Below are 18,861 nucleotides of genomic sequence, written 5' to 3' on the forward strand. Positions count from 1 at the left end.
CCACGAACGGGTGAACCACGAGGTGGCGGTGGGGGTCGCCTTGTGGGTGCGGGGACGGGAAACGCCTGGGGGAGTGGGGGTTCGGCGAGGGTTCTCGGTGGAGGGCCGGGCGTGGGGGATCGGTACTGTGCAAATGCCATTCGGCGGTCATTTCGGCGGCGGTCGCAGCGTCGGCCGCGGTTCTCAGCGGGAGCACACTTGTACATCGGAACGCTCGTCGCCGGGCGGTACCGCCTCGACGGGCCCATTGCCACCGGCGGCATGGGCGAGGTCTGGCGCGGGTTCGACATGCTGCTGGAGCGGCGGGTGGCGGTGAAGGTCCTGCACCGCGGGCTCGACGACTCGCCGCGCGCGCAGGACCGCTTCGCGAGGGAGGCCAAGATCCTGGCCGCGCTGCGGGGGCCGGGGCTGGTGGAGGTCTACGACTGCGGCGAGGACGCGAGCGGGCGCCGGAAGCTGCGGTACATCGTCATGGAACTGGTCGAGGGTGTGCCGCTTTCGGCGCTGCTGGCCGAGCGGGGGCCGCTCCCGGCCGAGGAGACCCTGCGGTATGTCGCCGCGGCCGCCGAGGCGCTCGCCGTGGCGCACGGCGGCGGGGTCGTGCACCGGGACGTCAAGCCCGGCAACCTCCTCGTGGAGTCCGACGGCAGGCTCCGCGTGGTCGACTTCGGCATCTCGCTCACCGACGGCGAGGCCCGGCTGACCTCGGCCGACGGCATCATGGGCACTCCGTCGTACGTCTCGCCCGAGCAGCTCGCCGGCCGCGAGGTCGGCGGCGCCGCCGACCTCTACTCGCTCGGCGCGGTCGCCTACGAGTGCCTGACCGGGCGCCCGCCCTTCGACGCCGAGGACCCGCGCGGCATCGTCCACTCCCACCTCTACGAGGAACCGCCGCCGCTGCCGGAGTCGGTCCCTCCCGCCGTCGCGGCAATCGTGGCGCGCTGCCTGCGCAAGGACCCCGCCGAGCGCTGGGCCTCGGCGGCCGAACTCGCCGCGGCCTGCCGCCGCGCCAAGCGGTCCGAGGAGGCGCCCGCCGAAGCGCGCGGGCGGCGGGTGCCGCGGGCGGTGTACCTCGTCGCCGCGCTTGTTTTGGTGCTCGCCGTGGTCGCGGTCTGGCAGCACTGGCCGCCCTCGGGGGCCGACGCGGAGTCCGGCGCGCCCGCGGTGGCGTTCCGGAGCACCGAGCGACCGTCCGGGCCCGGCGTCCGGGCGGCCGAGTCGGTGGACGAACCCTCGCAGGAACCTTCGGTCGCGGCAGGGGCGACGGCACTGCCCGTCGAGACCACCTCGGACCCCGGCGGCGGCGACGAGTCGTCCCCGGCGGTCGGCGGGACGCTCCCGGACGTGGTCGGCATGGACGCGGCCGAGGCGCGCGACCACCTGAACGAGCTTGGTTGGACGGACGTGCGGATCGCGTCGACGCTGCTGTTCAGCGGGCCGCAGCCGCAGGGCTGCGAGATCGTCTCGCAGCGCCCGGAGGCCGGGTCCGAGGCCGATTTCGACGAGGCGGTCGACCTCGCCTACTGGGGCCTGCACGAGTGCCCGTAACCCGGCGGGCGCCTCCGGGATCGCCGCGGTCACGAGCGTCGTCTCCTCCTCGGTCAGCTCCAGGTCGAAGTACTCGGCGAGGACGGCGGCGTACTCGTCGTCGACGACCTCCCTCGTGGACACCGTCGCGTCGGGCCCTGCGACCGTGAGCGTGCGTCCGATGAGCCGCGTCTCGGTGTCGGGGCCGCGCTTGACGACGATCGGGCGGCGCGTGAACGGCGAGGTCGGGCTGGTCGCGGTGCTCTCGTTCGCGAGGGCCACGTCCACGGGGTAGGTCGCGTCGGGGATGAGCGTGTACATCGTCTCCCAGCGCCCGCTTCGCAGCTCCTGCACGCGCCGGTCGCCGTCGGCGAACGGCTCGGTCACGCGGTACGTCCACGCGCCCTGGGGGAACCGCCCCTCGCCGTCGACCGGGAACGGCTCGGACGGGCCCGAGCCGAAGCCCACGTCGCCCAGCCAGGTCCGGCCGCCGAACTCGGCGAGCGCGACGAGATGCGAGCGCGGCCGCGGGTGCACGAGCGGGTCGCCGGTGCGGATGAGGCTGCGCCGCAAGGGAATGCCGATCCGCTCCAGCGCGGCGGCGAACAGGGCGTTCATCTCGAAGCAGTACCCGCCGCGGCGGCGGCCGAGGATCTTGGCCGCGATGTCGGGCAGTTCGGCGCTCGGTCCCCGCCCGAGCATGACGTCGAGGTTCTCGAACGGCACGGCCGCCAGGTGCGCGCGGTGCAGGCCCGCGAAGGTCTCCAGGTCCGGCCGCAGAGGACCGGTGTACCCGATCCGCTCGACGTAGGCCTCCAGGTCGAGTGCGCCGACGGCCCATCCGGTGTCTTCGCTGCCGCTCATGCCGCTTCCCCTCCTCGCTCCTCGCGCCGCCCGGGCGCCCGGACTCCGACGTTATCGACCCGCGGCCGCGGCCGCATCGGTCCAGCGGCGTAGGGGCACTAGGCGGATGGTCCTAGGACTGTCAGGTTTCGGCGCGCTGCGCGGTCATAGGGGTGCAGTCGACTGTCAAGGAGGGCAAGGGCAATGAGCGAGAACGCGGTTCGAGACGTGGTCGGTGCGATCGTGGAGGGGCTCCGGGCGAGGGACCTGGAGGCGCTGCGGCGCGTGTACGCCGAGGACATGGTGTCCTTCGACGTGGAGGCGCCGCTGCGGCACGTCGGCGTCGAGGCGAAGCTGCGGAACTGGGCGAACGTGTTCGCGGTGTTCGCCGAGGTCGACTACGAGGTGCGGGACCTGGAGCTCGCGGTGGACGGGGCGTTGGCGTTCGGGTACGGGTTCGGGCGGCTCAGCGGGACGCTCGGGGACGGGACCGCGACCGCCGGCATGTGGGTGCGGGTCACCTTCTGCTTCAAGCGGATCGGTGAATCCTGGCGCATCGTCCACGATCAGGTCTCGGTCCCGCTCGACCTCCGCACGGGCGCGGGCGTCAGGGATCTGGAGCCCTAGCGAGGCATCGAAGACGGCCGCGTCGGGGCCTCCCGGCGCGGCCGTTCACCGTGCCCGCGGCGCGATCTCACGAAGAAAATCGCAGCTCAGCACCGGTTCCAGTGATATGTGATATGTGATATGTTACTGAAAACCGACGGTGCGGCGACGCGGAAGCGGCGCTTCCATGGCTGCTCCGTGACCGTGCCGCACCCCGTCGCGGCCCCCGCTGTAGCGCCGAGTCCCCCTACGCCCCATCCCCGCCGATCACCGATAGGAAGTCCCTCATGATCAAGAAGGCGACCAGCGCCGCGGCGGCCGCAGCCGCCACGGCGCTGCTGCTCACCGCCTGTACCGGCGGCCCCTCCGACTCCACCGGCGGCGCCGGCGACGACCCCGTCGCCGGCGGCACCGTCCACATGCTCCAGAACGCCGACTTCTCCTACCTCGACCCCGCGCGCGGCTTCGACGGCGGCGTCAACGCCTTCTACCGCCTCATCTACCGGGGCCTCACCATGCAGGCCGCAGGCGACGCCGAGGACCCCAACGCGATCGTCCCCGACCTCGCCGAAAGCCTCGGCACCGCCTCCGAAGACGGCCTCACCTGGACCTACACCCTCAAAGACGGCCTCAAGTTCGACAACGGCGACCCCATCACCGCCGCCGAGGTCGAGTTCGGCATCTCCCGCGCCTGGGACCCCGAGATCGGCATCGGCTCCCCGTGGCTCAAGCAGACCGTCGACGCCCCCGAGGACTACGCCGGGCCCTACCAGTCCGGCGACCACCCCGGCATCGAGACCCCCGACGAGCACACCATCGTCTTCCACCTCATCGAGCCCTTCCCCGAGTTCGACAACGTACTGGCGCAGCCGAACGCGGTGCCCTTCCCCGTCGGCTCCGGCGCGGGCGACGAGTTCATCAACGACGTGATCGCCTCCGGCCCCTACACGCTCGACACCTACACGCCCGGCAGCCTCATCAAGCTGGTGCGCAACGAGCACTGGGACGCCGACACCGACGACGTCCGCAAGGCCTACCCCGACGCGTGGGAGTTCGAGATCGGCCTCGAAGCGGCCACCATCGACGAGCGACTCCTCGCCGGGCAGGGCACCGACGTCAACGCCATCGCCGGGAAGATCCAGGCCGCGACCCTGCCGCGCGTCCAGACCCCCGAACTCCAGGACCGCCTCATCGCGTCCCCGGCGTTCTGCACCACCTACATGGGCATGAACACCACCAAGGCGCCCTTCGACCAGGTCGAGGTCCGCCAGGCCGTCAACTACGCGCTCGACCGCGCCTCCATCCAGACCGCGTCCGGCGGCACCCAGCTCGCCGACCCCGCGACCACGATCATCCCCACCGCCGTCAGCGGCCACAAGGACTTCGACCTCTACCCCAGCGAGGACTACGCCGGGGACCCCGCGAAGGCCCTCGAACTCCTCGCAGAGGTCGGCCTCGAAGACGGCTTCTCCTTCGTCCTCGACATCCGCGCGCAGCCGTCCATGCAGGCCCAGGCCGAAGCGGTCCAGGAGGCGCTCAAGGCGATCAACGTCGAAGTCGAGCTCAACGTCATCGACACCTCGACCTACTACGAGACCATCGGCACGCCCTCCCAGCAGAGCGACGCCGCCATCACCGGCTGGTGCCCCGACTGGGCCTCCAGCGCCAGCACCATGGTGCCGCCGCTCGTCGACGGCCGCCTCATCACCGAGAAGGGCAACACCAACCTCGCCCAGCTCGACGACGCCGCCGTGAACGCCCGCATCGACGAGATCAAGGCCATCGCCGACCTCGCCGAGGCGAACGTCCAGTGGGGCGAGTTCGACGAGGAGGTCATGGCGCTGGCGCCGATGGCCCCGCTCGTCCTGGAGAAGGGCCTCTTCCTCCCCGGCGCGAACATCGCCGGCTACCACCCGAGCACGAGCATGACCGACCTCGCGATCATCGGGCTCAAGGACCCGTCGCAGGGCTGATCGCATGACCTTCACTCCGACCGAGCTCGAAGTGGAAGGCGCCCAAGGCGGCGAGGCGGCGCGCGACAACGCGCCGCCCTCGCCGCCGGCCTCGGGGCGACGCCTCGCCCGCGCCTTCCTCAAGGACCGCGCAGCCCTCGCTTGCAGCGTCTACATCCTCCTCGTCCTCCTCATGGCCCTCGCCGCCCCGCTGATCGTCAAGCTCAGCGGCTGGGGACCCTACGAGTTCGACCAGAGCGCCGTCGACCCCGACATGGCCGGGCTCCCGCTCGGCGCGGCGGGCGGCATGGGCGCCGAGCACTGGTTCGGCGTCGAACCCGGCAGCGGGCGCGACATCTTCGCGCGCATCGTCTACGGCGCCAGGGTGTCGATGACGATCGCGCTCTCGGCGACGGTCCTGACGAGCGTCCTCGGCGTGGTCTTCGGCCTCACCGCCGGGTACTTCGGAGGGAAGGTCGACATGGTCGTCTCGCGGGTCATGGAGTTCCTCATGGCCTTCCCGGCGCTCATCTTCATGATCGCCGTGCTCTCGGCGCTGCCCGCCGAGAACCGACAATTCCTGCTGGTCGGCGTGATCTCGTTCTTCGGCTGGCCCTACCTCGCCCGGATCGTGCGGGGGCAGACCATGTCGCTCAAGGAGCGCGAGTTCGTCGAGGCCGCCAAGGCCTCGGGCGCCTCCAGCGGGCAGATCATCTTCAAGGAGATCCTGCCGAACCTCGCCTCCACCATCATCGTCATGACCACCCTCGCCGTGCCCGGCTACGTCGGCACCGAGGCGGGCCTGTCGTTCCTCGGGGTGGGCGTCGTCCCGCCGACGCCCTCGTGGGGCCAGATGATCGCCAGCTCAGTGCCCTGGTACGCCGTCGACCCCGCCTACTTCCTCATCCCGGGCGCCTGCCTGTTCCTGCTGGTGCTCTCGTTCACCGTCCTGGGCGACCGCATCAGGAGACTCGCCGAGACCGGAGGCGCGCGCGCATGATCCGCTTCCTGCTCAACCGCGTCGCCGGCATGGTCGTCGTCCTCTTCCTGGTGTGCCTGTTCACCTTCGTGATCTTCTTCGTGCTCTCGCCCGACCCCGCGGTGCAGGTGTGCGGGAAGAACTGCACGACCGAGGCCATCGACCAGATCCGCGCGAACCTCGGCCTCGACCGGCCCTTCTGGACCCAGTTCTGGACGTTCCTGTCCGGGCTCTTCGCCGGTCGCACCTACGGGACGGGCGCCAACGCCGTCGAGTGCGCCGCCCCCTGCCTCGGCTACTCGTTCCAGTCGAGCCAGCCCGTCACCGACATGATCGTGCAGCGGCTGCCGGTCTCGGCCACCGTCGCGATCGGCGCGGCCGTGCTCTGGCTCCTCGCCGGGGTCACCGCGGGCCTGGTCAGCGCCGTGCGCGAGGGCCGCTTCGCCGACCGCTTCATCGCCGGGCTCACCCTCACCGGCATGTCGATCCCCAACTACGTGCTCGCGCTCGCGCTCCAGTTCCTGCTCGTGGTCACCCTCCGATGGCTCCCGTTCCCGCACGCGGTGCCGTTCGGCGAGGACCCCGTGCAGTGGTTCATGAACTTCCTCATGCCCTGGATCGTGCTCGCGATCGGCGCCGCCGCCGTCTACACCAGACTCACCAGGGCGAACGTCATCGAGACGCTCCAGGAGAACTACGTGCGTACCGCGCGCGCCAAGGGCCTGGGCCCCGGGCTCGTGTGGCGGCGGCACGCGCTGCGCCCGGCCCTGACCCCGATCGTCACGATCTTCGGGATGGACTTCGCGAGCCTCCTCGGCGGCGCCCTCATCACCGAGACCGTGTTCGGGCTCAACGGCATCGGCAAGCTCGCCGCCGACTCGATCACCAAGAACGACCAGCCGGTCATCATGGGCGTCACGCTGCTCGCGGCCTTCCTGGTCGTGGTCGGCAACATGGTCGTCGACCTGCTGTACACCGCCATCGACCCGCGGGTGCGAGTGGGGAGCGCGACATGAGCGAGGCACTGCTGCGCGTGCGCGGCCTGACCGTGGCCTTCCCGACCGCCTCGGGGCCCGGCGAGGTCGTCAAGGCACTCGACCTGGACCTCGACCGCGGCGGCTCCCTCGGCATCGTCGGCGAGTCCGGCTCGGGCAAGTCCATGACGAGCCTGGCGATCATGGGGCTGCTCCCCAAGGGCGCCACCAGGTCCGGCTCCATCGAGTTCGCCGGGACCGAGCTGACGGCCCTGCGCGAGCGGGCCATGCGGGCGGTGCGCGGCGACCGCATCGCCATGGTCTTCCAGGACCCGCTGTCCTCGCTGAACCCGTACTACACCGTCGGCACCCAGATCGCCGAGGCCTACCAGGCGCACCGGCGCGGCGTGACCCGCCGCCAGGCCCGCAGGGTCGCGATCGCCGCCATGGAGCGCGTCCACATCGAGGACGCCGCCCGCCGCGTCGACCACTACCCGCACCAGTTCTCCGGCGGGATGCGCCAGCGCGTCATGATCGCCATGACGCTGAGCATGGAGCCCGAGCTCATCATCGCCGACGAGCCGACCACCGCCCTCGACGTCACCGTCCAGGCGCAGATCCTCGACCTCCTGGCCGAGATCCGCGCCGACACGGGCGCGGGCCTCATCCTCATCACCCACGACCTCGCCGTCGTCAGCGAGGTGGCCGACCGCATCGTCGTCATGCGCGACGGCGACCTGGTCGAGAGCGGCACCGCCGAGCGGATCTTCACCGACCCGCGCGAGCCCTACACGCGGATGCTCCTCGAAGCCGTCCCGCGCATCGACGACGAGATCGGGCTGCTGCGCACCACCGCCGGAGAGGCCGAGTCATGACCGACGCACCCGGGACGCTCCTGCGGGCCCGCAACCTCGTCAAGGAGTTCGACGTCCGCGGCGGCGGGCTCTTCGGCCGCTCCGCGCGCCTGCGCGCCGTCGACGACGTCTCGCTGGACGTGCGCCGCGGCGAGACCCTCGCCCTCGTCGGCGAGTCCGGCTGCGGCAAGTCCACCACCGCCCGCCTCATCGCCCGCCTCGTGGACACCACCGCCGGCACGATCGAGTTCGACGGCCGCGAGGTCCAGGCGCTCACCGGGAAGGACCTGCACGCCTTCCGCAGCGAGGTCCAGGTGGTCTTCCAGGACCCCTACTCCTCGCTCAACCCCAAGCACACCGTCGAGCGCATCGTCACGGCGCCCCTGGTCTACCAGCGCCGCCCGATCCCCGGCGGCGCCCGCGCCTACACCGGCGCCCTCATGGAGCGCGTCGGCCTCGACCCCGACCACTCGACGCGATTCCCCGCCCAGTTCTCCGGCGGCCAGGCGCAGCGCATCGGCATCGCCCGAGCGCTCGCCGTCGCGCCGAAGATGATCATCGCCGACGAGGCCGTCTCCGCGCTCGACGTCTCCGTGCAGGCGCAGGTGATCAACCTCCTTCGGCGCCTTCAGGACGAGGAGGGCTTCAGCTGCCTGTTCATCGCCCACGACCTCGCCGTGGTGCGCCAGATCGCGACCCGCGTCGCGGTCATGAACGGCGGCCGCATCGTCGAGACCGGCGACCGCGACCAGGTCTTCGACACCCCGAAGGACCCCTACACTCGGAAGCTCCTCGCCGCCGTGCCCCGCATCAGACCCGAGTGGGACGCGGCACGGCGGCGCAACGAGGCGGCCCGCAGGGCCCGCGAACAGGAGGACGCGCAGCGATGAACGAGGCGACCGAGCAGTACGCCATGCCGGGCATGTGGATTCGCGAGCGGACCGTGCGCGTCCCGCTCGACTGGTGGGACCCGCGCGGCGAGATCGAGGTGTTCGTCCGCGAACTCACCGACCCCGACAAGCGAGGCGACGACCTGCCGCTCCTCACCTACCTCCAAGGCGGCCCCGGCGGCGCGAACCCGCGGCCCCTGGAGCCGGGCGGCTGGATCGCCGAGGCCCTCAAGCATTACCGGGTCGTCCTGGTCGACCAGCGCGGCACCGGCCGCAGCACCCCGCTCGACGCCCGGTCCGTGGAGGGCATGGGCGCCGAGGACGGCGCCGAGCACCTCGCGCGCTTCCGCGCCGACTCCATCGTCCGCGACCTCGAACACGTGCGCGCCGAGGTCTACGGCGGCCGCAAGTGGGCCACCCTCGCCCAGAGCTACGGCGGCTGGCTCACCCTCGCCTACCTCTCGCACGCGCCCGAGGCGCTCAGCGCCGCCTATGTGTGCGGCGGCATCCCCGGCAACCCGATGAGCGCCGACGAGGTCTACCGCCGCACCTTCGACCGCGTCGCCGCCAAGACCGCCGAGTACTACCGCCGCTACCCGCAGGACGTCGAGCGCGTCGCCGCGATCGCCGACCGGCTCGCCGCCGCGCCCGTGCTCCTGCCCGACGGCGACCCGCTCACCGTGCACCGCTTCCAGACCCTCGGCATCGACTTCGGCATGAAGCCCGGCTTCGAGCGGATGCACTGGCTCGTCGAGGACGCCTTCATCGACGGCGACCGCCTCTCCGAAGGCTTCCTCGCCGGGGTCCTCGCCCGCACCTCCTCGGCCGCCAACCCCCTCTTCTGGACCCTCCAGGAGTCCATCTACGGCGACGGGCCCAACGGCCCCACCGCGTGGGCCGCCCAGCGCGAACGGGACCGCAGGCCCGAGTTCGACGGCGCCCGCCGCCCGCTCCCGTTCACCGGCGAGATGGCCTTCCCGTGGATGTTCGAGGAGGTCAGGCTCCTGCGCGGCTTCGGGCCCGCCGTGCGCGCCCTCGCCGAGCGCACCGAATGGAGCCCCGTCCTCGACCCCGCGCGCCTGGCCGCCAACGACGTCCCCGTCGCCGCGGCCGTCTACTTCGACGACATGTTCGTCGACTCAGGACTGCAACTGGCAACGCTTCAGGGCCTCGGCAACGCCCAGGCCTGGGTCACCAACGAGTACGAGCACGACGGGATCGGCGCCGAACGGGTCTTCGCCCGCCTGCGCGAACTCGTCCGCGACCGAGGAGGAGAACAGCGATGACCGAACGGCCCCCCTACGCGGGCACCCGCTACCCGCGCCTGGCCGACATCCCGGCCTTCACCGAGCGCATCGCCGAAGGCTGGGGCGAGGAGGCGGTCCCGGCCGCCGTCGTCCCCGGCGCCGCCGAGGCCGCCGCCGCCCACCGGCGCCGTCTCGGCGAACGCGTGCCCGGCAAGGCGATCGTCGTCGCCTCCGGCACCGCACCCGTCCGCAACGACGACTGCGAGTACCTCTTCCGCGCCGACAGCGACTTCGCGTGGCTCACCGGCTGCGCGGCCGAAGGCGCCGTCCTCGTCATGACCCCCCGCCCCGGCGGCCACGACGCCCGCCTCCACCTGCCCGCGCCCTTCCGCCCCGGCGAGACCGGCTTCTTCGCGAACGCCGCCCACGGCGAACTGTGGGTCGGCGCCTCCCCGGGCCTCAAGTCCTGGTCCGAAGCCCTCCAGATCCAGGTCGAACCGGTCACGGCTCTCGACGGCGCCACCGGCCTCACCGGCGCCCTCGCCTCCCGCTCGGTGCCCGAGGCCCTCCTCGCGAGCCTCGGCCTCGAACGCTCCGAAGCCCTCGGCCGCCACCTCTCGACACTGCGGATGGTCAAGGACGCCTGGGAGATCGAGCAGATGCGCCTCGCCGTCGACACCACCGTCGACGGCTTCGCCGCCGTCGCCCGCGAAGTGCCCCGCGCCGTCGCCGAGGGCCTGGGCGAACGCTGGCTCCAGGGCACCTTCGACCGCCACGCCCGCACCTTCGGCAACGGCCCCGGCTACGCCACCATCGTCGGCTCCGGCCACCACGCGCCCGTCCTCCACTGGGTCCGCTGCGACGGCCCCGTCCTCCCCGAGGCCGCCCTCCTGCTCGACATGGGCGTGGAGACCCGGAGCCTCTACACCGCCGACGTCACCCGCACCCTCCCCGCCGACGGCACCTTCGGCCCCCGCCAGCGCGACGTCCACGACCTCGTCGAACGCGCCCACCGCGCAGGGCTCGCACAGATCCGCCCCGGCACCGCCTACCTCGACTTCCACTTCGCCGCCATGGAGGTCGTCGCGCAGGGCCTCCACGACTGGGGCCTCCTGCCCGTCTCCGTGGACGAGGCCCTCTCCCCGAAAGGCCAGCAGCACCGCCGCTACCTCGCCTGCGGCATCGGCCACCACCTCGGCCTCGACGTCCACGACTGCTCCCAGTCCGAATACGAGGACTACATGGGCGCCGACCTCGAAGCGGGCGTCGTCATGACCGTCGAGCCGGGACTCTATTTCCACGCCAACGACCTCACCGTCCCGCCCGAACTGCGCGGCATCGGCGTCCGCCTCGAAGACGACGTGCTCGTCACCGCCGACGGCGCCGAAGTGCTCTCCGCGGCCCTGCCCATCGACGCCGACGGCGTCGAGGCCTGGACCCGCGCCCGCCTCGCCGAGGCCGGACGATGACGACTCCCCTGCGGCCCTTCCCCCTCGGGGACGTGCGCGTCGAAGGCGCCTTCGCCCGCGCCCGCGACGAGACCCTCCACCTCGCCCGCGCCTACCCCGTCGACCGCCTCCTCGCCGTCTTCCGCCGCAACGCCGGACTCGACACCCGCGGGGCCCTCCCGCCCGGCAACTGGGAGGACTTCGGCCACCCCGACGAGGACGCCTGGAGCGAGACCGACTACCCCGGCCGCGAACACGCCCCCACCGCGAACCTCCTGCGCGGCCACTACGCCGGGCACTTCCTCTCCATGCTCGCGATGGCCGCCGCAGGTGAACGCGACCCCGGCCTCAAGTCCAAAGCGGACGAACTCGTGGCCGGCCTCGGCGAGGTCCGGGCCGCCCTCGCCGCCACCGGCCGCTACTCCCACCCCGGGTTCCTCGCCGCCTACGGCGAATGGCAGTTCTCCCGCCTGGAGGACTACGCCCCCTACGGCGAGATCTGGGCCCCCTACTACACCTGCCACAAGCTCATGGCCGGACTCCTCGACGCCTTCGAACTCACCGGGAACGATCAGGCGCTGGCGATCGCCGCCGACATGGGCCACTGGGTCCACGGCCGCCTCTCGAAACTCGACCACGAACGGCGCCAACGCATGTGGTCGCTCTACATCGCCGGGGAGTTCGGCGGCATGAACGAGACCCTCGCGCGCCTGGCCGCCGCCGCGGGCCAACCGCGCCTCCTCGAAACCGCCGCGTACTTCGACCAGGACCACCTCCTCGCCGCCGGGACCGGCGGCGCCGACGTCCTCACCGACATGCACGCCAACCAGCACCTGCCCCAACTCGTCGGCTACGTCGAGGAGTACGAGCAGGCCGGCGAGCGCCGCTACCTCGACGCCGCCGCCGGGATCTGGGACCTCGTCGTCCCCGGGCGCGTCTACGCCCACGGCGGCACCGGCGAGAGCGAGCTGTGGGGCCCGCCCGGCGCCGTCGCGGGCGACGTGGGCCACCGCAACGCCGAGACCTGCGCCAGCTACAACCTGCTCAAACTCGCCCGCAGGCTCTACGCCCACACCCGCGAGCCGCGCTACATGGACTACTACGAGCGCACCGTCCTCAACCACGTCCTCGGCTCCCGCAAGGACGCCCGCTCCGACACCAGCCCCGAAGTCACCTACATGTTCCCCGTCCACCCCGGCGCCCTCCGCGAATACGACAACGTCGGCACCTGCTGCGGCGGCACGGGACTGGAGAACCACGTCAAATACCAGGACACCGTGTTCCTCCACGCCCCCGGCGAACTGCACGTCAACCTCCCCGCGGACGCCCGCCTCGCCTGGGACGAGGCCGGACTCGAAGTCGACCTCGCCGCCGACCACCCCCTGGGCGAACGCCTCGCGCTGCGACTGCGCCCCCTCCCCGGCCGCGAACCCGACGGAGCCGAACGCACCGTCCGCATCCGCGTCCCCCGCTGGGCGGCGGGCGAACCGGCGCTGCGCCTCAACGGCGCCCCCGCCGGCGTCGCGACCGCCCCCGGCCGGTACGCCTCCGTCACCCGCGCCTGGCGCGCCGGAGACGTGCTCCACCTCGACACCCCCGTCCAGCTCCGCGCCGAGCCGACCCCCGACGACCCGCGCCAATGCGCGCTCCTCCTCGGACCGACCCTCCTGCTCGCCCGCTCCGACGCCACCACGGGCCTCGCCCTCCCGCTCGCCGGACGCCGCGGCCTCGACGGCGCCCTCCTCACCGGCCGCACCGGCACCGAACTCCTCGCCGAACTCGCCCGCGACGGCACCGTCACGATCGACGGCGTCGCCTTCGAACCCGCCTGGTCCGGCGGCGACGCCCGCTACCACATGTACGTGCGCTCGGCTGACAGCGAGATCGCCTTCGGCGGCAAGGGCACCGGCGTCCCCAACCGGGTCCGCCCGGACGGCTCCACCTTCCTCGACGACCTCTGGTCGCCCGGATCGTTCCCCGACCGCGCATCGTTCCTCGACCGCGTCGCCGCCGTCGCCGCCCGCGTGCGCGCCGAAGGCCTCCTCGGCCGCGCCGAACTCGCGCGCGTCCTCACCGCCGCGGCCCTCTTCGACACCACCGGGGACGGCACCGTCCGCCGCTCCCTCGCGCTCGAACCCGGCACCGACCCGGCCCCCGCGCTCGCCGAACTCGGCCTCACCGCCGCGGGCGCCCGCGTCCCGGCGACCGGGCGCCGCGAGTTCGACGCCGCCTCGGCGGGGGAGCGGGTGACCGTGACGCTCTGGGCGCTGGCGCCAGACGCCGCGCGCGTGCCCCCGGCCGTCGCGATCGAGCTGCTCGACGCGCCCGCGCCCTCCGGCTGGTTCACCACCGCGCCCCGCGTCCGCCTGCGCGGCTTCGACGTCGACGGCGCCGATGAGGGCGGGCTCCGCCTGGAGCTGCGCCTCGACGGCGGCGACTGGACGCCCTACACCGCGCCGGTGCGCCTCGACGGCGAAGGCGTGCGGCGCATCGAGGCCCGCGCGACCGACGCCGCGGGCCTGAGCGGCACCACCGTCCGGGAGGTCGGCGTCGACACCGCCGCGCCCGTCTCGCGCGCCACCGTCAAGGACCTCGGCGCGAGCGTCGAGATCACGCTGCACGCCGAGGACGGCGTGTCCGGTGTCGAGCGCGTCCAGTGGGAGGGCCCGGGCACGTTCTGGGGCACCTTCCAGGAGGCGTTCGTGCGCGCGATCGGGGAGGAGCCGCAGGTGATCGAGTACGCCGCGACCGACCGGGCGGGCAACGAGGAGCCCCGGCGGCGCCTGGTCCTGCCCGGGAAGGCCCGGCCGCGATGACCACGCGAATCACAGCGCACAATGGTCGCGGGGCGTACGCTGTTCGGCGGCCTCGGACTCGAACGCGCCGCATCGAAAGGCGAACCGGAACATGACACTGTCCTCCGACCAACGGCTGGAACCCGGCGAGAGCCTGCGCGCGCGGGTGGAGCGGACGCTGTCGCTGGCGATCATCTCCGGCGAACTGGCGCCCGGCACCCTCCTGACGGTGCCCCGCCTGGCCGAGCGGTTCGCGGTGTCGGCGACCCCGGTGCGCGAGGCCATCCTCGACCTGGAGAAGCGCGGCTTCGTGGAGCCGGTGCGCAACAAGGGCTTCCGCGTCACGGCCGTGAGCGACGACCTGCTGCACGACATCGTCGAGATCCGGCTGCTCCTGGAGCCGCCCGCGATGGCGCGCCTGGCCGCGGCGTTCCCCGCCGACCGCCTGGAGGCGCTGCGCGAGCAGGCCGACGAGATCGTGACCGGCGCGGCCTCGGGCGACCTCACCGCGTACCTGCTGGCCGACCAGCGCTTCCACCTGGACCTGACGGCGATGCTCGGCAACACCGTGCTGGTCGAGACGATCGCGGAACTGCGCGCGCGCACCCGGCTCGTCGGCCTCGCCTCCCTGGTGGAGACCAGTATGCTGCACGTCTCGGCGCAGGAGCACCACCGCATCCTCGACCACCTGGCCGCGGGCGACGCGGATGCGGTGTCGGACCTCATGCGCCAGCACATCCGCCACGCCGTCGGCTGGTGGGCGGGCAAGGCCGAGGAGCCCGCGGGCTGAACGGCCGCGCGACCGTGCACGGGAGTCGATGGAACTCCCTGTAGAATGTGACATATTACTGAGAGAGGGAGGGCATGAACGCCGACGTGGTCGTCATCGGCGCCGGGATCGTCGGCGCCGCCTGCGCGCGGGCGCTCGCGCGAGCGGGCCTCAGCGTCGTCGTCCTCGAACGCGGCGCCGCCGCAGGGGCCACCAGCGCCCGCGGCGAAGGCAACCTCCTCGTCTCCGACAAGGCGCCCGGCCCCGAACTCGACCTCGCCCTCCACGCCTCGGCCGACTGGCCCCGCCTGGCCGCCGAGCTCGCCGACGAACTCGGCGCCGCCTTCCCCTCCGTCGAGTACCAGCGCAAGGGCGGCGTCGTCGTCGCCCTCACCGAGGCCGGGGCCGAACCGCTGCGCGCCTTCGCAAACGGCCAGGCCGCCGCCGGAGTCGCCGTCGAGCACCTCGACGCCGCCGCCGCGCTCGCCTTCGAACCCGACCTCAACCCCGCCCTCACCGCCGCCGTCCACTACCCGCAGGACGCCCAGCTCCAGCCCGTGGTCGCCGCCGAGGCGCTGCTCGCCTCGGCCCGGCTCGCGGGAGCGACCGTCCTGACCGGCACCGAGGCCCTCGGCGCGGTCCGCGACCGCGCCGGCCGCCTCGTCGGCGTGCGCACCCGCGCGGGCGACATCGGCGCGGGCGCCGTCCTCGTCGCGGCCGGGCCCTGGTCGGGCGACGCGGCCGCCGCCCTCGGCGCCGACGTCCCGGTGCGCCCCCGCCGCGGCATGGTCCTGGTGACCGCCCGCATGGCGCAGCGGGTGCGCCACAAGGTCTACGACGGCGACTACTTCGGCGCGACCCAGTCGGCCGCCGCCGACCTCCAGACCTCCAGCGTCGTGGAGTCCACGCCCGGCAGGACCGTCCTCATCGGCTCCAGCCGCGAGCAGATCGGCTTCGACGACCGGCTCCGGGTCGAGGTCCTCGCCCAGATCGCGCGGCGCGCGGTGCGGCTCTTCCCGTTCCTCGCCGACACCCCCGTCATCCGCGCCTACGGCGGCTTCCGGCCTTACATGCCCGACCACCTCCCGGTCGTCGGCCCCGACCACCGCCACCCCGGCCTGTGGCACGCCACCGGCCACGAGGGCGCCGGGATCGGCCTCGCGGGCGTCACCGCCTCCCTGCTGTGCGCCCAGCTCACCGGGACCGAACCGCCCCTCGATCCGGCCCCGTTCCAGCTCGCGCGCCCGAGCCTGGCCGCCCACCTCGGAGGCACGCCGTGAGCGAACTCGTCCCACGGGCCGCCGACCCGATCCGGCCCGCCGCCGCCAGTCCGCTGCGCATCACCGTGGACGGGGCGACCCTCGAAGGGCTGCAAGGCCAGTCGATCGCCGGGGTCCTGCTCGCCCACGGCCGGACCGCCTGGCGCACCACCGTCGCCGGGCACCCGCGGGGCGCCTTCTGCGGGATCGGCGTGTGCTTCGACTGCGTCGCCACCGTCAACGGCGAGAGCGACGTGCGCACCTGCATGCGCCGCGCCCGCGACGGCGACGCCGTCGAGACCCAAGACGACGGCACCTCCAACGACGGCACCGAACCGGGGGAGCGGCCATGAGCGTCAGCGTCCTCGTCATCGGCGCGGGCCCCGCCGGACTCAGCGCCGCCGTGGCCGCCGCCGACGCCGGCGCGATGGTCACGCTCCTCGACGCCGGGGACGGCCTCGGCGGCCAGTATTGGCGGCACCTGCCGCCCGAACGCTCGAGCGTCCGCGAGGCCCGACTCCACCACGGCTGGCCCCTGTTCGAGCGCCTGCGCGAGCGCGTCGCGGCGGACGAGGCGATCACGGTCCTCACCGAGGCCCAGGTCTGGGCGGTCGAGACCACCGGCGCGGTGACCGTGCGCGTCCTGGTCGGCCCCGCCGACGCCGCCGGGCGCGAGCCGCTCGCGCTCGCCGCCGACGCGATCGTGTTCGCCACCGGCGCCCACGACCGCACGCTGCCCTTCCCCGGCTGGAACCTCCCCGGCACCTTCTCCGCCGGTGCGGCGCAGGCGCTCGCGAAGGGCGAGCGGATCGCGGTCGGTCGCCGCGCCGTCGTCGCCGGGGCCGGGCCCTTCCTGCTGCCGGTCGCCCGCTCGCTCACCGACGCGGGCGCCGAAGTCCTCGGCGTCTACGAGGCCGCCCGCCCGCTCCACGCCGCCAAAGGCTGGCTCGCCCGCCCCCACCGCCTGCTCGGCGCCGCCCGCAAGGGCCCCGAACTCGCCGGGTACCTCGGCCACCACCTGCGCCGCCGCATCCCCTACCGCCTCGGCGCCGCCGTGGTCGAGGCGCGGGGCGAAGGGCGCGTGGAGGAGGCCGTCATCGCCCGCCTCGACGCGGACTGGGCGCCGGTGCCCGGCACCGAGCGGACCGTCGCGGTCGACGCGGTGTGCGTGAGCCACGGCTTCACGCCCCGGCTCGAACTGCCGATCGCCGCGGGCTGCCGCACCGGCCCCGACCGGTTCGTCCTCGTGGACGCCGACCAGCGCACCAGCGTCCCCGGCGTCTACGCCGCGGGCGAGATCACCGGCATCGGCGGCGTGGACGCGGCCCTGGTCGAAGGCCGGATCGCCGGGCACCGCGCCGCCGGGGGCGACCGGTCCGCGCTCCGCGCCGACCTGCGCCGCCGCCGGGCCGCCGACGACGTCGCCCGCCGCATCGAGGCCGCCCACGGCGTCCGCCCCGGCTGGCGGGCCTGGCTGCGCGACGACACGGTCGTGTGCCGCTGCGAGGAGGTCCCGTACGGGCGCCTGCGCGACACCGCCGCCGCCACCGCGCAGGACTCGCTGCGCTCCCTCAAACTCACCACCCGTGCGGGCCTGGGCATCTGCCAGGCGCGCATGTGCGGGCGCACCGTGGAGGAGCTCACCGGAGCGGCCCCCGCGAGCGCCGCCGACACCTCCGACCAGCGCCCGCTGGCCGCACCGATCCGGCTCGGCGATCTCGCCGGGCTCGCCACCACGCCCCACGGCGGGAAGGACACCCAATGACGAACTTCGACCTCGGCGGCGTCATCGTCGCGACGACCCTCGCGTTCAAAGAGGACCCGAAGGCGCCCGGCGGGCTCGCGGTCGACTACGACCGGTTCGCCGAGCACTGCGACTTCCTCATCGCGAACGGGTGCCGCGGCGTCGGCCCCAACGGCTCGCTCGGCGAGTACTCCTCGCTCACCGACGAGGAGCGGCGCAAGGTCGTCCAGGTCGCCGTCGAGACCGTCGCGGGCCGCGGCCTGGTCGTCGCGGGCGTCCACGGCGTCGGCTGGCACCAGGCCGTCCAGTGGGCCGAGCACGCGAAGGAGGACGGCGCCGACGGCGTCCTGCTGCTGCCGCCCACGATCTACCGCGCCAACCGCGCCGAGGTCGTCGAGCACTACACCCGCGTCGACGAGGTCGGCCTGCCGATCATGATGTACAACAACCCGATCGACACCAAGGTCGACCTCGTGCCCGACCTCGTCGCCGAGCTCGCCGAACTCGAGAACGTCGTGGCGATCAAGGAGTTCTCCACCGACATCCGCCGCGTCCTGGAGATCAAGGAGCGCTGCGGCATCGACGTGATCGCCGGGGCCGACGACCTCCTGTTCGAATCGCTCGTCGTCGGGGCCACCGGCTGGTTCGCCGGGTACCCCAACGCCTTCCCGCGCGAGGCCGTCGAGATCTACGACCTCGTCAAGGCCGGCGAGATCGAGCGGGCCCGAGAGCTGTACACCGGCCTGGTCCCGGTGTTCCGCTGGGACTCCAAGACCGAGTTCGTGCAGGCCATCAAGCTCTCCATGGACATCGCCGGGAACAGCTACGGCGGCCCCACCCGCCCGCCGCGCGGCCCGCTCTCCGAGGCCCAGCGCCAGCAGGTCGCCCGCGAGACGCGACACGCCCTGGACTTCGCCGCGGCACGTTAGGGGGTCTCCGGTGAACCAGGCCGGCCGCTATCCGGCCCATTCGCC

General features: G+C 73.3%; 15 protein-coding genes and 1 pseudogene. 15 read left to right on the top strand and 1 reads right to left on the bottom strand.

Features of this window, described 5'->3' with window-relative positions:
* The first annotated feature begins 198 nt into the window (after positions 1-198).
* Positions 199-1,548 carry a serine/threonine protein kinase gene (locus tag E9998_RS05355; RefSeq protein WP_158299698.1) on the top strand — a complete coding sequence of 450 codons (1,350 nt, stop codon included), beginning with the start codon at positions 199-201 and terminating at the stop codon, positions 1,546-1,548.
* 57 nt (positions 1,549-1,605) lie between these two features.
* Here the strand turns inward: E9998_RS05355 and E9998_RS27000 are convergent.
* Positions 1,606-2,391: pseudogene (locus E9998_RS27000) on the bottom strand (arylamine N-acetyltransferase family protein); the annotation flags it as partial.
* Between the two features lie 183 nt (positions 2,392-2,574).
* Here E9998_RS27000 and E9998_RS05365 point away from each other — a divergent pair.
* The 14 genes from E9998_RS05365 (at position 2,575) to E9998_RS05430 (ending at position 18,816) form a co-directional block, all read left to right on the top strand.
* The gene (locus E9998_RS05365) at positions 2,575-2,997 is read left to right on the top strand and encodes a YybH family protein (RefSeq protein WP_136528672.1); all 423 of its coding nucleotides are present in this window, start codon (positions 2,575-2,577) and stop codon (positions 2,995-2,997) included.
* Between the two features lie 266 nt (positions 2,998-3,263).
* The gene (locus tag E9998_RS05370; protein ID WP_136528673.1) at positions 3,264-4,949 is read left to right on the top strand and encodes an ABC transporter substrate-binding protein; all 1,686 of its coding nucleotides are present in this window, start codon (positions 3,264-3,266) and stop codon (positions 4,947-4,949) included.
* A 4-nt stretch (positions 4,950-4,953) separates the two neighbouring features.
* The gene (locus E9998_RS05375; protein WP_136528674.1) at positions 4,954-5,928 is read left to right on the top strand and encodes an ABC transporter permease; all 975 of its coding nucleotides are present in this window, start codon (positions 4,954-4,956) and stop codon (positions 5,926-5,928) included.
* Entirely contained in the window at positions 5,925-6,923 is a 999-nt protein-coding gene (locus E9998_RS05380; RefSeq protein WP_136528675.1) for an ABC transporter permease, read from the top strand. Before E9998_RS05375 ends, E9998_RS05380 begins: the two co-directional genes overlap by 4 nt.
* Positions 6,920-7,756 carry an ABC transporter ATP-binding protein gene (locus tag E9998_RS05385; RefSeq protein ID WP_136528676.1) on the top strand — a complete coding sequence of 279 codons (837 nt, stop codon included), beginning with the start codon at positions 6,920-6,922 and terminating at the stop codon, positions 7,754-7,756. Before E9998_RS05380 ends, E9998_RS05385 begins: the two co-directional genes overlap by 4 nt.
* Positions 7,753-8,625, top strand: a complete 873-nt coding sequence (locus E9998_RS05390; protein WP_136528678.1) for an ATP-binding cassette domain-containing protein — start codon at positions 7,753-7,755, stop codon at positions 8,623-8,625. Before E9998_RS05385 ends, E9998_RS05390 begins: the two co-directional genes overlap by 4 nt.
* Positions 8,622-9,911 (top strand): alpha/beta fold hydrolase, encoded by a 1,290-nt coding sequence (locus tag E9998_RS05395; protein ID WP_204745262.1) that lies wholly within the window; start codon positions 8,622-8,624, stop codon positions 9,909-9,911. Before E9998_RS05390 ends, E9998_RS05395 begins: the two co-directional genes overlap by 4 nt.
* Positions 9,908-11,341 carry an aminopeptidase P family protein gene (locus E9998_RS05400; protein ID WP_136528679.1) on the top strand — a complete coding sequence of 478 codons (1,434 nt, stop codon included), beginning with the start codon at positions 9,908-9,910 and terminating at the stop codon, positions 11,339-11,341. The genes E9998_RS05395 and E9998_RS05400 overlap by 4 nt, the downstream gene beginning before the upstream one ends.
* Positions 11,338-14,136, top strand: a complete 2,799-nt coding sequence (locus tag E9998_RS05405; protein ID WP_136528680.1) for a beta-L-arabinofuranosidase domain-containing protein — start codon at positions 11,338-11,340, stop codon at positions 14,134-14,136. The genes E9998_RS05400 and E9998_RS05405 overlap by 4 nt, the downstream gene beginning before the upstream one ends.
* A gap of 91 nt (positions 14,137-14,227) precedes the next feature.
* Positions 14,228-14,905 carry a GntR family transcriptional regulator gene (locus E9998_RS05410; protein ID WP_136528681.1) on the top strand — a complete coding sequence of 226 codons (678 nt, stop codon included), beginning with the start codon at positions 14,228-14,230 and terminating at the stop codon, positions 14,903-14,905.
* Positions 14,906-14,979: 74 nt separating this feature from the next.
* Positions 14,980-16,164, top strand: coding sequence for an NAD(P)/FAD-dependent oxidoreductase (locus E9998_RS05415; RefSeq protein ID WP_136528682.1), 1,185 nt, complete (start codon positions 14,980-14,982; stop codon positions 16,162-16,164).
* A complete protein-coding gene (locus tag E9998_RS05420) occupies positions 16,161-16,496 on the top strand; it encodes a (2Fe-2S)-binding protein (protein WP_136528683.1) in 336 nt (111 codons plus the stop codon). Before E9998_RS05415 ends, E9998_RS05420 begins: the two co-directional genes overlap by 4 nt.
* Positions 16,493-17,908 carry an FAD-dependent oxidoreductase gene (locus tag E9998_RS05425; protein ID WP_136528684.1) on the top strand — a complete coding sequence of 472 codons (1,416 nt, stop codon included), beginning with the start codon at positions 16,493-16,495 and terminating at the stop codon, positions 17,906-17,908. Before E9998_RS05420 ends, E9998_RS05425 begins: the two co-directional genes overlap by 4 nt.
* Positions 17,905-18,816, top strand: coding sequence for a dihydrodipicolinate synthase family protein (locus E9998_RS05430; protein WP_136528685.1), 912 nt, complete (start codon positions 17,905-17,907; stop codon positions 18,814-18,816). The genes E9998_RS05425 and E9998_RS05430 overlap by 4 nt, the downstream gene beginning before the upstream one ends.
* Positions 18,817-18,861 lie beyond the last annotated feature (45 nt).

The organism is Glycomyces paridis, assembly GCF_004912155.1.
Classification (GTDB): domain Bacteria; phylum Actinomycetota; class Actinomycetes; order Mycobacteriales; family Micromonosporaceae; genus Glycomyces; species Glycomyces paridis.

Excerpts from the sequence above, each read along its gene's own strand:
- E9998_RS05365 (WP_136528672.1), top strand. The coding sequence starts at position 2,575 with ATGAGCGAGAACGCGGTTCGAGACGTGGTCGGTGCGATCGTGGAGGGG.
- E9998_RS05370 (WP_136528673.1), top strand. The coding sequence starts at position 3,264 with ATGATCAAGAAGGCGACCAGCGCCGCGGCGGCCGCAGCCGCCACGGCG.
- E9998_RS05375 (WP_136528674.1), top strand. The coding sequence starts at position 4,954 with ATGACCTTCACTCCGACCGAGCTCGAAGTGGAAGGCGCCCAAGGCGGC.
- E9998_RS05380 (WP_136528675.1), top strand. The coding sequence starts at position 5,925 with ATGATCCGCTTCCTGCTCAACCGCGTCGCCGGCATGGTCGTCGTCCTC.
- E9998_RS05385 (WP_136528676.1), top strand. The coding sequence starts at position 6,920 with ATGAGCGAGGCACTGCTGCGCGTGCGCGGCCTGACCGTGGCCTTCCCG.
- E9998_RS05390 (WP_136528678.1), top strand. The coding sequence starts at position 7,753 with ATGACCGACGCACCCGGGACGCTCCTGCGGGCCCGCAACCTCGTCAAG.
- E9998_RS05395 (WP_204745262.1), top strand. The coding sequence starts at position 8,622 with ATGAACGAGGCGACCGAGCAGTACGCCATGCCGGGCATGTGGATTCGC.
- E9998_RS05400 (WP_136528679.1), top strand. The coding sequence starts at position 9,908 with ATGACCGAACGGCCCCCCTACGCGGGCACCCGCTACCCGCGCCTGGCC.
- E9998_RS05405 (WP_136528680.1), top strand. The coding sequence starts at position 11,338 with ATGACGACTCCCCTGCGGCCCTTCCCCCTCGGGGACGTGCGCGTCGAA.
- E9998_RS05410 (WP_136528681.1), top strand. The coding sequence starts at position 14,228 with ATGACACTGTCCTCCGACCAACGGCTGGAACCCGGCGAGAGCCTGCGC.
- E9998_RS05415 (WP_136528682.1), top strand. The coding sequence starts at position 14,980 with ATGAACGCCGACGTGGTCGTCATCGGCGCCGGGATCGTCGGCGCCGCC.
- E9998_RS05425 (WP_136528684.1), top strand. The coding sequence starts at position 16,493 with ATGAGCGTCAGCGTCCTCGTCATCGGCGCGGGCCCCGCCGGACTCAGC.
- E9998_RS05430 (WP_136528685.1), top strand. The coding sequence starts at position 17,905 with ATGACGAACTTCGACCTCGGCGGCGTCATCGTCGCGACGACCCTCGCG.